A 14,505-nucleotide genomic window follows, 5' to 3' on the forward strand; every position below is an offset into this window, starting at 1 on the left:
AGTGTCATCGCTCCGGCACCCAGCAGCAGCTCCCGGCGGGCGTGCAACGAGCGCCAGGAGCCGGTTCCCTGCCATATCGAGGCAATCACGCGGCGTATGAACGCGCTCGACGCATTCGCGTTCGAGAGCCGCTCATGATCGCCCGCCGGGAGCTGCTGCTGGGTGCCGGAGCGATGACACTCGCGGGCAACAACCCCGCACCGCGCGGCGGCCCCCTGATCCTGGCGGCGGCGAGCCTCAAGGAATCGTTGGAAGCAGCCGCCCGGAGCTGGGCCGCCAAAGGCCATGCCCGCCCGCTATGCTCCTTCGCCGCCTCGCCTGCGCTGGCCCGCCAGATCATCGCAGGCGCAGCGGCGGACCTGTTCCTCTCCGCCGACGAAGCCTGGATGGACGAAGTGGAAAGGCGCCGGCTGATCGCACCCGGCACCCGCGCACCCCTGCTCGGCAACCGGCTGGTGGTCGTCGCCCCCGCTGACGCACCACTCGCCCGTCCAGAAGACGAGTTCCGCGCCCTTCGCACCCGGCGCGTGGCGATCGCCGACCCGGCATCGGTGCCTGCTGGCAGATACGCAAAGGCGGCGCTGGAGCGGAGCGGGCAATGGCCGACGGTCTCCCCCAATCTGGTGCGTGCTGAGAATGTCCGCGCCGCGCTGGCGCTGGTCGAGCGCGGCGCAGTCGCGCGCGGGATCGTCTATGCGACCGACGCGGGCGCATCGCGCAAGGTGCGGATCGCCGCGATCTTCAAGGCTGATAGCCACCCGCCGATCCGCTACCCGATCGCGCGCCTCAAAGCCTCGACCAGCCCGGATGCCGAGCCGCTGCGCCGCTTCCTGATCAGCCGCGAGGGCAAGGCGGTGTTCGCGCGCTTCGGCTTCATCCCGCTGTGATGCTCACGCCCGAGGAATGGGGGATCGTGGCGCTGTCGCTCAAGGTGGGCGGCGTCGCGGTGCTGCTATGCCTGCCGATCGCGTTCGCGCTGGCCTATCTGCTCGCGCGGGTGCGGTTTCCGGGCAAGGTGCTGGTGGATGGGCTTATCCATCTCCCGCTGGTGGTGCCGCCCGTCGTCACCGGCTGGCTGCTGCTGATCGCGTTCGCGCCGCACGGGCCGATCGGTGGCTGGTTGGAAAGCTGGTTCGGCGTGAGCGTGCTGTTTCGCTGGACCGGCGCTGCGATCGCGGCGGGGGTGATGGCGCTGCCGCTGATGGTGCGCGCGATGCGGCTGTCGATCGAGGGGGTGGACCAGAGGCTGGAGCAAGCCGGGCGCACGCTGGGCGCGAGCCGCTGGAGGGTGTTCCGCACGATCACGCTGCCGCTGAGCCTGCCCGGCGTGATCGCGGGCGCCGTGCTGGGGTTCGCGCGCGGGCTGGGCGAGTTTGGCGCGACGATCACCTTCGTATCGAACGTGCCGGGGGAGACGGAGACGCTGCCGCTAGCAATCTATGCCGCGCTCCAATCGCCGGGAGGCGAGGCGATGGTGCTGCGGCTGGCCGCGATATCGGTGCTGCTCTCGCTCTCCGCGCTGATCGCCTCCGAACTGATCGCGCGCCGCGCGGGAAGGGGGCTGCATGTCCTTTGACATCAGCGTGACCAAGCGGATCGGCGACGCCGGGATATCCTGCCGCATCGAAGCGGGGGAGGGGCTGACGGTGCTGTTCGGCCCTTCGGGCGCGGGGAAGACCAGCGTGCTCAATATGGTCGCCGGGCTGATCGCGCCCGATCAGGGGCATATTCGGGTGAGCGGGGAGGCATTGTACGACGCGGCCACAGGATTGGACGTGCCCGCCGACCAACGCCGCGCGGGCTATGTGTTTCAGGAGCCGCGCCTGTTTCCGCACATGCGCGTGCGCGCCAACCTGCTCTATGGCCGCAGGGAGAGCGGGCTGGACGTGGACGACACGATCGCATTGCTCGGCATCGCGCACCTGCTCGACCGCTGGCCGCGCACGCTTTCGGGCGGCGAGGCGCGGCGCGTGGCGATCGGGCGGGCGCTGCTTTCCGATCCGGCATTCCTGCTGCTCGACGAACCGCTATCCTCGCTCGACCGCGCCCGGCGCGAGGAGATCATGCGACTGATCGAGCGGCTGCGCGACGAACTCGGCCTGCCGATCCTGATGGTGACGCATGACCGTGAGGAAGCCGCGCGGCTGAGCACGCGGATCGTGGAGATGTAGGGGTCGCGCCATCGGGATTGGATGGGCGGCATCCCCGCGAGCGGGGGCTGAGCAAGGAAGGGTGTGGCTCGGTAACCTTGGGTCCCCGCTTTCGCGGGGATGATGGTGAGAGGATGCCCCGCTTCTCTTCTTGCCGTGCAGGGCGCGCGCCACCGGCCAGCAACCAGAACAGCGGGACCCGGGGCACGCCCGGGGTGACGGGGGAGATATCGCACCGCCGCCCACCGTGTTGGCCCGGGCTTGAGCCAGGGGGGGCGCTTCTCTCCTTCAACGCGCTCCGCGACTAAAGATCTCAGGATCTGGCTTCGCTCCGGGCAGCGCCGTTGCAAATCGTCGCGTGCGGCTCGACAAGGCGGGATGGATTTCGACGCACTACTCAACCATTATTTCGGCACGTCAGACCCCGAGGCGATCGACGATGCAGCCTTTGCCGAGGGCAGGCACCGGCTGGAGATCGATTTCCGCACCGAGCGTGACGCGGGGCGTAAATTCGCGCTCTGGGCGCTGATGGACGCGCTGGGTTTTGCGCCGCTGCCCGCGGAGGCATTCGAGAAAGACCCGGCGGCGCGGCGCGCGGCGGAGGATTATCTCGACGCGATGGGGAAGCTGGCGGGCGAGTGAGGGGCATTCGCGCCAACGTGGAGTGACTACCCGGAGAAGTAAGGAGCGGGACCCCGGGCGAGCACGGGGTGACGGGGTGTGGTGGGGCTTTTTCACCCGGGGCTTGTTGCGGGATCTGCCCGTCGGCGCGCGGTGGGCGAGGGGCTCAGGCGGGAGTGCGGGTGGCTTGGTGGGGCCCGGCACGGAGGCCGGGGTGACGGGGGCTGCTTAGTTTCTGGTCTCACCGGGCTTGACCCGGGGTCCCGCTGTTTCTGATTTTGGTCGGCGGATGTGTGGTTGGTCGGGTTGGGCGTTGTGCTCCGGAGCGATCAGGGTGGGCGGTGCAGTGCGAAGCGGGACCCCGGGTCGAGCCCGGGGTGAAGAAGAGGAGAGCGGGGTGGGGAGGAGGCGCTTGCCCCAAAGAAAAAGCCGCCGTCCGGGTGCCCGGGCGGCGGCTTTTCTGTTTCAGCGCGTGAGCGGCTGAACTTGCGGATCACTCCGCGTCGTTCAGATACTCGCCGGCGTCCGCGTCGGTGCCGTGGCCCGAGGGAACCACTGCGGCGAGCGCGTCGTCGCCGGTGCCGGCTGCGTCGCGGGCCGAGCGGGCCAGCTCTGCTTCGTGCTCCTGCGCCGCCGATTCAGGCGCCACGATGGCGGCCTGCATCGCACGCTGGGCAACCCGGAGGGCGGCGTCGCGCGAGTTGGCGGTGACGCGCAGGCGGTTCATGCCGGCGCCGGTGCCGGCCGGGATGAGACGGCCGACGATCACGTTCTCCTTGAGGCCGATCAGCGTGTCCTGCTTGCCCTGGACCGCAGCCTCGGTGAGGACGCGGGTGGTTTCCTGGAACGACGCCGCCGAGATGAAGCTGCTGGTCTGTAGCGACGCCTTGGTGATGCCGAGCAGGATCGGCTTGCCCTGTGCCGGAGCCTGGCCCTTGGGCAGCTTGGCATTGACCTCGTCCATCTCCTTGCGATCGAGCTGTTCGCCGACCAGGAGCGTGGTATCGCCGGACTCGGTGATCTCGACCTTTTGCAGCATCTGGCGAACGATCACCTCGATGTGCTTGTCGTTGATCTTCACGCCCTGAAGTCGATAGACTTCTTGGATTTCCGACACGAGATATTCCGCCAGCGGCTCGATCCCGAGCACTTCGAGAATGTCGTGCGGATCGGGCGAGCCGCCGATCAGATTGTCGCCACGCTTGACATAGTCGCCTTCCTGAACGTCGATCACCTTCGACTTCGGGATCAGATATTCCACGACCTCGCCGCCATCCTCGGGCTGAATGCCGATCTTGCGCTTGGCCTTGTAATCCTTGCCGAACACGACGCGGCCCGAGACCTTTGCGATGATCGCATTCTCCTTGGGCTTGCGCGCTTCGAACAGTTCGGCGACGCGTGGCAGACCGCCGGTGATGTCGCGGGTCTTGGCGGATTCGCGGGCGACACGGGCGAGAACGTCACCAGCCTGCACCTGCGCGCCGTCCTCGACCGAGAGCACCGCACCCGGCGCCAGCATGTAGCGGCCGGCCTCCTCGGCGCTGTCGCCGGTGAGGGTGAGGCGCGGACGGAGGTCTTCCTTCTTCGCCGACGCACCACGGTTTTCGGTGACGACGCGCTGGGTGATACCCGTCGCTTCGTCGGCCTGCTCCGTCATGGTCTTGCCGTCGATCAGGTCGACATACTTCACCGTGCCCGGGTTTTCCGTGATCACCGGCATGGTGAACGGATCCCATTCGGCCATGCGATCGCCCTGCGAGACGACATGGCCGTCATCGAAGAGCACATAGGCGCCGTAGGGAATACGGTGCACCGCCAGCTCGCGGCCATCCATGTCGAGGATCGCCAGCTCGGCCGAACGCGAGGTGACCACGCGGCGGCCACGCTGATCGACGATCATGCGGACGTCGCGGAACTCGACCTTACCATCAGCCGGGGCTTCGAGGTTCGAGGTTTCGTTGAGCTGCGCCGCGCCGCCGATGTGGAAGGTACGCATCGTGAGCTGGGTGCCCGGCTCACCGATCGACTGCGCCGCGATGACGCCGACGGCTTCGCCGATGTTCACCGGCGTACCGCGGGCGAGATCGCGCCCGTAGCACTTGCCGCAGACGCCGATCTTGGCTTCGCAGACCAGCGGCGAGCGGATCTTCATGCCCTGGATGTTCAGAGCTTCGATCTGCGTGATCATCGCCTCGTCGAGCAGGGTGCCCGTGGGGATGACGACCTTGCCGTCCTTGTCGACCACGTCCTCGGCCGTGGTGCGGCCCAGGATGCGCTCGCCGAGGGACGCGATGGTCGAGCCGCCCTGCACGATCGCCTTCATCTCCAGCGCGCGCTCGGTGCCGCAATCCAGCTCCATGATGACGCAGTCCTGCGACACATCGACCAGACGGCGGGTGAGGTAACCCGAGTTCGCCGTCTTGAGCGCGGTATCGGCCAGACCCTTGCGGGCGCCGTGGGTGGAGTTGAAGTATTCAAGGACGGTCAGGCCTTCCTTGAAGTTCGAGATGATCGGCGTCTCGATGATCTCGCCCGACGGCTTGGCCATCAGGCCGCGCATGCCGGCAAGCTGCTTGATCTGCGCCTGCGAGCCACGGGCACCGGAATGGGCCATCATGTAGATCGAGTTGATGTCCTTCTCGCGGCCGTTGGGAAGCTTCTTCACCGCCTTGATCTCGTCCATCATCGCCGAAGCAACGCGGTCGCCGCAGCCCGACCAGGCGTCGATCACCTTGTTGTACTTCTCCTGATGCGTGATCAGGCCGTCCTGATACTGCTGCTCGAAGTCCTTCACGAGGGCGCGGGTCTCATCGACCAGAGCTTCCTTCGATTCCGGAATGATCATGTCGTCCTTGCCGAACGAGATGCCGGCGCGGAATGCGTGGCGGAAGCCGAGCGCCATGATCGCGTCGGCGAACAGCACGGTCTCCTTCTGGCCGGTGTGGCGATAGACTTCGTCGATCACGTCGCCCACGTCCTTCTTGGTGAGGAGGCGGTTGACGGTCTCGAACGGCACCTTGTGCGACTTGGGCAGGCACTCGCCGAGCAGCATGCGGCCCGGGGTGGTCTCGTAGCGCTTGAGATACTGGTCGCCATTCTCGTCGGTCTGCGGAACGCGGCTGATCACCTTGGTGTGCAGCGTCACGGCGCCGGCTTCGAGCGCCTGATGCACTTCGGCCATGTCGCCCAGCAGCATGCCTTCGCCCGGCTCGCCCGACTTCTCCATCGAGAGATAGTAGAGACCCAGCACCATGTCCTGCGAAGGCACGATGATCGGCTTGCCGTTGGCGGGCGAGAGGATGTTGTTGGTCGACATCATCAGGACGCGCGCTTCCAGCTGGGCCTCAAGGCTCAGCGGGACGTGGACGGCCATCTGGTCACCGTCGAAGTCGGCGTTGAAGGCCGAGCAGACCAGCGGGTGAAGCTGGATCGCCTTGCCTTCGATCAGGACGGGCTCGAACGCCTGGATGCCCAGACGGTGGAGCGTCGGTGCGCGGTTGAGAAGAACCGGGTGCTCGCGGATGACTTCATCCAGGATGTCCCAGACTTCCTTGCGCTCCTTCTCGACCCATTTCTTCGCCTGCTTGAGGGTCATCGAGAGACCCTTGGCATCGAGACGCGCGTAGATGAACGGCTTGAACAGCTCGAGCGCCATCTTTTTCGGCAGGCCGCACTGGTGCAGCTTGAGCTCGGGACCGGTCACGATGACCGAGCGGCCCGAATAGTCGACGCGCTTGCCGAGCAGGTTCTGACGGAAGCGGCCCTGCTTGCCCTTGAGCATGTCGGACAGCGACTTGAGCGGACGCTTGTTCGCACCGGTGATGGTGCGGCCGCGGCGGCCATTGTCGAACAGCGCGTCGACGGCTTCCTGCAGCATGCGTTTTTCGTTGCGGACAATGATGTCCGGCGCACGCAGCTCCATCAGGCGCTTCAGACGGTTGTTACGGTTGATCACGCGGCGATACAGATCGTTCAGATCCGAGGTCGCGAAGCGGCCGCCGTCGAGCGGCACCAGCGGGCGCAGCTCGGGCGGGATGACCGGAACGACGTCGAGGATCATCCATTCGGGGCGGTTGCCCGATTCGATGAAGCTCTCGACGACCTTCAGGCGCTTGATGATCTTCTTGGGCTTCAGTTCCGACTTGGTGACGGCGAGCTCCTCCAGGAGCTCCTTGCGCTCGCCTTCAAGGTCGAGGTCCATGAGCATGATCTTGACCGCTTCAGCGCCGATGCCGGCCGAGAAAGCGTCTTCGCCATATTCGTCCTGCGCGTCGAGCAGCTCGTCCTCGGTGAGGAGCTGGAACTTCTCGAGCGGGGTCAGGCCCGGCTCGGTGACGATGTAGCTCTCGAAGTAGAGCACGCGCTCGAGCTGCTTGAGCTGCATGTCGAGCAGCAGGCCGATGCGCGATGGCAGCGACTTGAGGAACCAGATGTGCGCGACGGGAGCGGCGAGCTCGATATGGCCCATGCGCTCACGGCGGACCTTCGAGACGGTGACCTCGACGCCACACTTTTCGCAGACAATGCCCTTGTACTTCATGCGCTTGTACTTGCCGCACAGGCATTCGTAATCCTTGATCGGACCGAAGATGCGCGCGCAGAACAGGCCGTCACGCTCGGGCTTGAACGTGCGATAGTTGATGGTTTCCGGCTTCTTGATCTCGCCGAACGACCACGAGCGGATGCGATCCGGCGATGCGATGCCGATCTGGATCTGGTCGAAGGTTTCCGGCTTGGCCACCGGGTTCGCGAAGTTGGTCAGTTCGTTCATTACTTTTTCCTCTCGGGAGGACAAATCTCTGGGCGGGCGGGGAAGGGCGCCACCCACAGGTGACGCCCAGATCCCTTATTCCGCTGCGATCGCGATGCCGTCGTCGTCCACGCCCGGCTCGTCGTTCTTGAGTTCGACGTTGAGGCCCAGCGAGCGCATTTCCTTGACGAGAACGTTGAAGCTCTCCGGAATGCCGGCCTCGAAGGTGTCGTCGCCCTTGACGATCGCTTCATAGACCTTGGTGCGACCGACCACGTCATCGGACTTCACCGTCAGCATTTCCTGCAGCGTATAGGCGGCGCCATATGCCTGGAGCGCCCAGACTTCCATTTCACCGAAACGCTGGCCGCCGAACTGCGCCTTACCGCCCAGCGGCTGCTGGGTGACGAGGCTGTACGGCCCGATCGAACGCGCGTGGATCTTGTCGTCCACAAGGTGGTGCAGCTTGAGCATGTAGATGATGCCCACGGTCACCTTGCGATCGAACTTGTCGCCCGTACGGCCGTCGAACAGATCCGACTGGCCCGACGTGTCGAGCCCGGCGAGGCTCAGCATGTCGGAGACGTCGGCCTCACGCGCACCGTCGAACACCGGAGTGGCCATCGGCACGCCGGGCTTCAGGTTCTGCGCCAGCTCGACGATCTGCTCGGCCGAACGTGCCTCGATCTCGTCGACATAATGGTCGCCATAGACTTCGCGGAGCCGCGCCTTGACCGCATCGGGCATGTCGCCGCCCTTTGCGTCCGGATTGGCATGGCGCCAATCCTCGAGCGCGACGCCGATCTGCTGGCCGAGCTGACGCGCAGCCCAGCCGAGATGGGTCTCGAAGATCTGCCCGACGTTCATGCGCGAAGGCACGCCCAGCGGGTTGAGCACGAGATCGACCGGCGTACCATCGGCGAGGAAGGGCATGTCTTCCTGCGGCAGGATCCGCGAGATGACGCCCTTGTTGCCGTGACGGCCGGCCATCTTGTCGCCCGGCTGCAGCTTGCGCTTCACCGCGACGAAGACTTTGACCATCTTGAGCACGCCCGGCGGCAGCTCGTCGCCACGCTCCAGCTTCTCGCGGCGATCCTGGAACTTCTCGGTGATCTTCTTCACCGCCTCGTCATACTGGCCCTTCACGGCCTCCAGGTTCGACTGCATCGCGTCATCGGCAACGGCGAACTTCCACCATTCGTGGCGATCGACGCTGTCGAGCAGATCAGCGTCGATGACGGCGCCCTTCTTGAGGCCCTTCGGCGTCGCGGTCGCGGTCTGGCCGAGCAGCATTTCCCGCAGACGCGACCAGGTGGCGCGGTTCAGGATGTTGCGCTCGTCGTCCGAGTCCTTCTTCAGGCGCTCGATCTCCTCGCGCTCGATCGCCATCGCGCGCTCGTCCTTGTCGATGCCGTGGCGGTTGAAGACGCGCACGTCGACAACGGTGCCCGACACGCCCGGGGGCAGGCGGAGCGAGGTGTCGCGAACGTCCGACGCCTTTTCACCGAAGATGGCGCGGAGGAGCTTTTCTTCCGGCGTCATCGGGCTTTCGCCCTTCGGCGTGATCTTGCCGGCGAGAATGTCGCCCGGTTCAACCTCTGCACCGATGTACACGATGCCGGCTTCGTCGAGGTTGCGGAGCGCTTCCTCGCCGACGTTCGGGATATCGCGGGTGATGTCTTCCGGCCCGAGCTTGGTGTCGCGCGCCATGACTTCGAACTCGTCGATATGGATCGACGTGAACACGTCGTCCTTCACGATGCGCTCGGAGATCAGGATCGAGTCTTCGTAATTGTAGCCATTCCAGGGCATGAACGCGACGAGCGCGTTGCGGCCCAGCGCCAGCTCGCCGAACTCGGTCGACGGACCATCGGCCAGCACGTCGCCAGCGTTCACATATTCGCCGACCTTCACCAGCGGACGCTGGTTGATGCAGGTCGACTGGTTCGAACGCTGGAACTTCATCAGCGTGTAGATATCGACGCCCGATTCCCCGGCATCGACGTCACCCGTTGCGCGGATCACGATACGCGAGGCATCGACCTGATCGACCACGCCCGAGCGGCGTGCCGAGATGGCGGCCCCGGAATCGCGGGCGACGGTTTCTTCCATGCCGGTGCCGACGAACGGCGCTTCGGCGCGGACGAGCGGAACGGCCTGACGCTGCATGTTCGAGCCCATCAGCGCGCGGTTTGCGTCGTCGTTTTCCAGGAACGGAATAAGCGACGCAGCGACCGAGACGAGCTGCTTGGGGCTGACGTCCATCAGCGTGATCTGCTCGGGCAGGGCCATCAGGAATTCGCCTGCCTGACGCGCCGAAACCAGCTCTTCAGTGAAACGGCCTTCGGCGTCGAGCTCAGCGTTCGCCTGTGCGATCGTGTGCTTCGCCTCTTCCATTGCGGAGAGATAGACGACTTCGTCGGTGACCTTGCCGTCCACGATCTTGCGGTACGGCGTTTCGATGAAGCCATACTTGTTGACGCGGCTGAACGAGGCCAGCGAGTTGATCAGACCGATGTTCGGGCCTTCCGGCGTTTCGATCGGGCAGATACGGCCATAGTGCGTCGGATGAACGTCGCGGACTTCGAAGCCCGCGCGCTCACGCGTCAGACCACCCGGCCCGAGCGCCGAGACGCGGCGCTTGTGGGTGACTTCCGACAGCGGATTGGTCTGATCCATGAACTGCGAGAGCTGCGACGAGCCGAAGAATTCGCGAACCGCGGCAACCGCCGGCTTCGCGTTGATCAGGTCGTTCGGCATGACCGTCGACACGTCGACCGAGGACATGCGCTCCTTCACGGCGCGCTCCATGCGGAGCAGGCCGACGCGGTACTGGTTCTCGAGCAGCTCGCCCACCGAGCGGACGCGGCGATTGCCGAGATTGTCGATATCGTCGACTTCGCCCTTGCCGTCCTTCAGATCGACGAGCGTCTTGACCACGGCGAGGATATCCTCGGTGCGCAGCGTGGTGACGGTGTCTTCGGCGTCGAGATCGAGGCGCATGTTGAGCTTCACGCGGCCCACGGCCGAGAGATCATAGCGCTCCGGATCGAAGAACAGGCCGCCAAACAGAGCTTCCGCCGTCTCAAGCGTCGGCGGTTCGCCGGGGCGCATGACGCGGTAGATGTCGGACAGGGCCTGTTCGCGCTCCTCGGCCTTGTCGGCGAAGAGCGTGTTGCGGATCCACGGACCCGTCGAGATGTGATCGATGTCGAGCAGCTCGAGGCGCTCGATGCCGGCGGCGTCGAGCTTTTCGAGATTCTCGGCCGAAACTTCGTCGCCCGCCTCGATATAGATCTCGCCGGTCGATTCGTTGATCAGGTCATATGCCGAATAGCGGCCGAAGATTTCCTCGGTCGGGATCAGCAGCGTCTCGAGACCGTCCTTCGCAGCCTTGTTGGCGGCGCGCGGGCTGATCTTCTGGCCGGCGGGGAAGATCACTTCGCCCGACTTGGCATCGACGATGTCGAACATCGGCTTCGCGCCGCGCCAGTTTTCGGCGGCGAACGGAATCTGCCAGCCGTTCGGGCCGCGGACATAGGTCACGCGGTTGTAGAAATAGTTGAGGATGTCCTCGGCGTTCAGGCCCAGCGCGTAGAGCAGGGTGGTGACCGGCAGCTTGCGCTTGCGATCGATGCGAACGTTGACGATGTCCTTCGCGTCGAACTCGAAATCGAGCCACGAGCCGCGATAGGGGATGACGCGCGCCGCGAAGAGATACTTGCCCGAGGCATGGGTCTTGCCGCGGTCATGATCGAACAGCACGCCCGGCGAACGGTGCATCTGCGAAACGATGACGCGCTCGGTGCCGTTGATGAAGAAGGTGCCATTCTCGGTCATGAGCGGCATATCGCCCATGTAAACGTCCTGCTCCTTGATATCGAGGACCGACCGGGCTTCCGTATCCGGATCCACCTCGAACACGATCAGGCGCAGGGTGACGCGCATCGGCGCCGCATAGGTGATGCCGCGCTGACGGCATTCCTCGACGTCGAACTTAGGATCTTCAAGCTCGTACGTCACGAAATCGAGCTCGGCGGTGCCGGCGAAGTCGCGGATCGGGAAGACCGAGCGCAGGGTCTTTTCCAGGCCCGAGACGTAGCCGATCGAGGGATCGCTCCGCAGGAACTGTTCGTAGGATTCGCGCTGAACCTCGATCAGGTTCGGCATCTGCACCACTTCGTGGATGTTGCCGAACACCTTGCGGATGCGGCGCTTCATCGTGCCGCTTTCGATCGCCTTGGTAGCCATGTGTGTTTGTGCCTCGCAGCCAATAATCTTGCCCCGGTGCCGGGGCGGGCGTAATTTCGGTGCCTCTTTCCGGGGCCGGGACGTGCAAAAGGACGCGAAAAAGCCGCGCGACTCCCATCCGGGAATTCGGCAGCTCCAGCGTCCTTATAGATCCCCCAGTGCCAATTCGATCGACCCGCTGCGCGACGGCGAGTCATTTCCCGGTGCTGGGGTGTAGGCCGCATATAGGCGCGATGTAGGAAAGTGTCAAACGCCGGGCAGGAACCTTTTGCGGGGAAAAGCGTGCGCCTCTTCGGCGCCTGAATGGCGAATTAATGCTGCTTTTCATCGTTTTAACGCCACGGCCCGGCGCAGCGCGCGGCCCCGCAGGCGGGTTCCACTCATTTAACCTGCGATATGATGAAGAGCCCAACAATCCGCCCCCGCGCCGCGCTGTTTATCGGTGCCGCGCTCCTTTCAACCCCGGCCTTTGCGCAGGACGTGCCGGCGCAGACGGTGACGCCGCCGCCGATCATGGTGACGCCCGCGCCCACGCCTGCGGCACCGGCGCAGCGCGTGATCCAGATGCAGCCGCAAGCGCCGGTCGTGCAGGCCGTACCCGAGACGCCTGTGGCGACGACGCCAGCGGCACCGGCGCGCACGACGGCGACGACGACGCGCCAGACGCGTAGCGCCGCCCCGGTGCGGGCGGCGGCACCGGTGCGCGAGGCTGCGCCAGCGCCGGTCGCTGCGCCGGCGCCCGGTCCCGTAACGGAGACGCCCGCCGCGCCGGTGGCGGCAGTGCCCAAAGCTGTCACGCCGCCGCCGGTGGTCGAAACCCAGCCGTTGGAAACCAGCGTCGCCACGACCAGCGAGAATGAACGCGGCGGGATCGCCTGGGGCTGGCTGCTGGGCGGCATCGCGCTGGTGATCGCGGGCATTGCCGCAGCGATGCTGATGCGCCGCCGCGATCCGGAATATGTCGAGGAGCATCGCGAGCCGGCGGCTGTTGCGCCGGTGGCGGCTCCGTTCGAGCGCCGCGCCGCTGCCGAGCCGGTGGCGCGGACGGTGGAGCCCGAGCCCGCTTTTGCCGGGCTGCCGCCCGCGATCCCGCTGGCTGAGCCCGAAGTGCGCGAGGCGCAGGCTGCCGTCGCCACCGCCGAAGACGTTTCGATCAGCGAGCCGGAGAAGGAGGATCTTGCCGGCGTCGTTGATGGTGCCGCGCCGGTCTCACGCCGCCCGTGGATCGAGCTGGGCATGCGCCCGGTTCGCGCCGGGACCAACAAGGAGGAGGCCGTTGTCGATTTCGAGCTGACCGTCGGCAATTCGGGCGACACCTCCGCGAAGGACGTCCGCATCTCGACCTTCATGCTCGCCGATGGCGCGACCGAGAGCGAGATCGAGAGCCTGATGATCGAGCATCGCGACGACAATGCCGTCTCGCCGGTGACGATCGAGCCGGGCGAGGGCACGCGCGTGGATGCGCATCTCGCGGTGCCCAAGGGCGACCTTGGCCGCACGTTCAATCCGGTCGTTGTCGCGGAGGCGCGCTACACGCTGCCCGACGGCCGCCAGGGCCGCACCGCCGCCGCCTTCCGGATCGGCACCGCTTCGGAAAACGGCGTGGGTCCGCTGGCCGCGAGCCGTCCGTTCGTGACCGAGACGGTGGAGGCGGAACTGTTCGGCGTGCCCGAACACGCCTGAGCCTCTGGCCGGCGACGAAAGACCCGCTCTCCCGAAAGGAGGGCGGGTTTTTCATGAGCGGTGAAACGGGCCGTTCTGGTTGGAACGGATTGTCGCGGTGTAAGGGCGCGCTTAGTCTGGCGTGCAACGGGGAGGCACGAATGCTCGGCAAAATCGCGATGTTGGTGGCCAGCGTGACCATGCCGCTTTCGGCCTTTGCGGAAGGAGGACAGGTCCTCAAGCGGACTGGCAAGTGGATCGTCGATGCCGACGACGGGGCTTGCCACCTCTACGCGGAGTTTGGCGAAGGGGACGGCGCGTCGATCGTGCGCTTCTCGCGCTATTCGCTCAACCCGAATTTCGAGTTCCACCTGTTTGGACCGCAGGCGAAAACGGAGAGCCTCGAGCGGGTTGAACTGGATTTTGGGCTGGGTGCCGCAACCTCCCGAACCGGCATGGGCGGCGTGGCGGGTACGACGCCGGTGCTGATCATGAACAACGTGCGTCTCGATGGTTTCGTGCCGCAAAAGCCCATGGATTCAGGGCCGGAGATCACGCCCGCGGACGAGGCCCGCCTTACCGGCGTGACGATCCGGCGTGTGCGTCAGGCCGATCTCCAGCTGGAATTCGGTTCGCTTGGCAAGCCGTTCGAACAGTTGCGCGTGTGCATGGGCAATCTCTTCACGCGCTGGGGCTATGGTCCGCAGGTTCAGATGACGCTGAGCCGGAAGGTGTCACCCAAAGGCGATCCCTCGAAATGGGTTACAGACGATGACTATCCCGCTGAGGCGCTGCGCAAGCGGCAGATGGGAGTTGTGGATTTCCGGTTGGACATCGATGCCTCGGGGTCAGTGACGGATTGCGCGATATTCAAAAGGACGGATGCGGCTGAGCTGCTTTCGAAGAAGGTTTGCGAAATGCTCAGCAGGCGGGCCCGGTTCAATCCGGCACTTGATGCGACAGGTGCGCCGGTGCGTTCCTTTTTCGTCTCTAGGTTCACTTGGCGGATACCGTTTGCAGGCCGCAAGTGAGTTGTGCGCCACGGGGCGTATCGTTAGACTAATACAGTTC

The 14,505-nt window shown here is 65.4% G+C and carries 8 protein-coding genes; 6 read left to right on the top strand and 2 right to left on the bottom strand.

From position 1 onward, the window contains the following. Nucleotides 1-134 precede the first annotated feature (134 nt). From modA to SSO01S_RS15395, 4 genes are all read left to right on the top strand, one after another. Nucleotides 135-887: a molybdate ABC transporter substrate-binding protein gene (gene modA / locus SSO01S_RS15380; protein ID WP_157073804.1), complete on the top strand. Its 753-nt coding sequence runs from the start codon at nt 135-137 to the stop codon at nt 885-887. After that, nucleotides 887-1,576: a molybdate ABC transporter permease subunit gene (modB, locus tag SSO01S_RS15385; protein WP_066800648.1), complete on the top strand. Its 690-nt coding sequence runs from the start codon at nt 887-889 to the stop codon at nt 1,574-1,576. The genes modA and modB overlap by 1 nt, the downstream gene beginning before the upstream one ends. Next, nucleotides 1,566-2,171 carry an ATP-binding cassette domain-containing protein gene (locus tag SSO01S_RS15390; RefSeq protein ID WP_066800651.1) on the top strand — a complete coding sequence of 202 codons (606 nt, stop codon included), beginning with the start codon at nt 1,566-1,568 and terminating at the stop codon, nt 2,169-2,171. The genes modB and SSO01S_RS15390 overlap by 11 nt, the downstream gene beginning before the upstream one ends. A gap of 357 nt (nt 2,172-2,528) precedes the next feature. Next, a complete protein-coding gene (locus tag SSO01S_RS15395) occupies nt 2,529-2,792 on the top strand; it encodes a hypothetical protein (protein WP_066800654.1) in 264 nt (87 codons plus the stop codon). Nucleotides 2,793-3,264: 472 nt separating this feature from the next. On the opposite strand, the gene rpoC is transcribed toward SSO01S_RS15395, so the two are convergent. Both rpoC and rpoB read right to left on the bottom strand, forming a co-directional pair. Continuing rightward, nucleotides 3,265-7,542, bottom strand: coding sequence for a DNA-directed RNA polymerase subunit beta' (rpoC, locus tag SSO01S_RS15400; RefSeq protein WP_066800657.1), 4,278 nt, complete (start codon nt 7,540-7,542; stop codon nt 3,265-3,267). Nucleotides 7,543-7,617: 75 nt separating this feature from the next. Next, the gene (gene rpoB / locus SSO01S_RS15405) at nt 7,618-11,772 is read right to left on the bottom strand and encodes a DNA-directed RNA polymerase subunit beta (RefSeq protein WP_066800664.1); all 4,155 of its coding nucleotides are present in this window, start codon (nt 11,770-11,772) and stop codon (nt 7,618-7,620) included. Nucleotides 11,773-12,171: 399 nt separating this feature from the next. Here rpoB and SSO01S_RS15410 point away from each other — a divergent pair, with 399 nt between their 5' ends. Both SSO01S_RS15410 and SSO01S_RS15415 read left to right on the top strand, forming a co-directional pair. Beyond that, the gene (locus SSO01S_RS15410; protein ID WP_066800666.1) at nt 12,172-13,455 is read left to right on the top strand and encodes a hypothetical protein; all 1,284 of its coding nucleotides are present in this window, start codon (nt 12,172-12,174) and stop codon (nt 13,453-13,455) included. A gap of 140 nt (nt 13,456-13,595) precedes the next feature. Then, nucleotides 13,596-14,465, top strand: a complete 870-nt coding sequence (locus SSO01S_RS15415; protein ID WP_066800678.1) for an energy transducer TonB — start codon at nt 13,596-13,598, stop codon at nt 14,463-14,465. The last annotated feature ends 40 nt before the right edge of the window (nt 14,466-14,505 follow it).

The organism is Sphingomonas soli NBRC 100801, assembly GCF_001591025.1.
Lineage (GTDB): Bacteria > Pseudomonadota > Alphaproteobacteria > Sphingomonadales > Sphingomonadaceae > Sphingomonas > Sphingomonas soli.

Bases quoted from the DNA above. Each gene is read 5' to 3' on its own strand.
- modA (WP_157073804.1), top strand. From the start codon at position 135: ATGATCGCCCGCCGGGAGCTGCTGCTGGGTGCCGGAGCGATGACACTC.
- modB (WP_066800648.1), top strand. From the start codon at position 887: ATGCTCACGCCCGAGGAATGGGGGATCGTGGCGCTGTCGCTCAAGGTG.
- SSO01S_RS15390 (WP_066800651.1), top strand. From the start codon at position 1,566: ATGTCCTTTGACATCAGCGTGACCAAGCGGATCGGCGACGCCGGGATA.
- SSO01S_RS15395 (WP_066800654.1), top strand. From the start codon at position 2,529: ATGGATTTCGACGCACTACTCAACCATTATTTCGGCACGTCAGACCCC.
- rpoC (WP_066800657.1), bottom strand. From the start codon at position 7,542: ATGAACGAACTGACCAACTTCGCGAACCCGGTGGCCAAGCCGGAAACC.
- rpoB (WP_066800664.1), bottom strand. From the start codon at position 11,772: ATGGCTACCAAGGCGATCGAAAGCGGCACGATGAAGCGCCGCATCCGC.
- SSO01S_RS15410 (WP_066800666.1), top strand. From the start codon at position 12,172: ATGAAGAGCCCAACAATCCGCCCCCGCGCCGCGCTGTTTATCGGTGCC.
- SSO01S_RS15415 (WP_066800678.1), top strand. From the start codon at position 13,596: ATGCTCGGCAAAATCGCGATGTTGGTGGCCAGCGTGACCATGCCGCTT.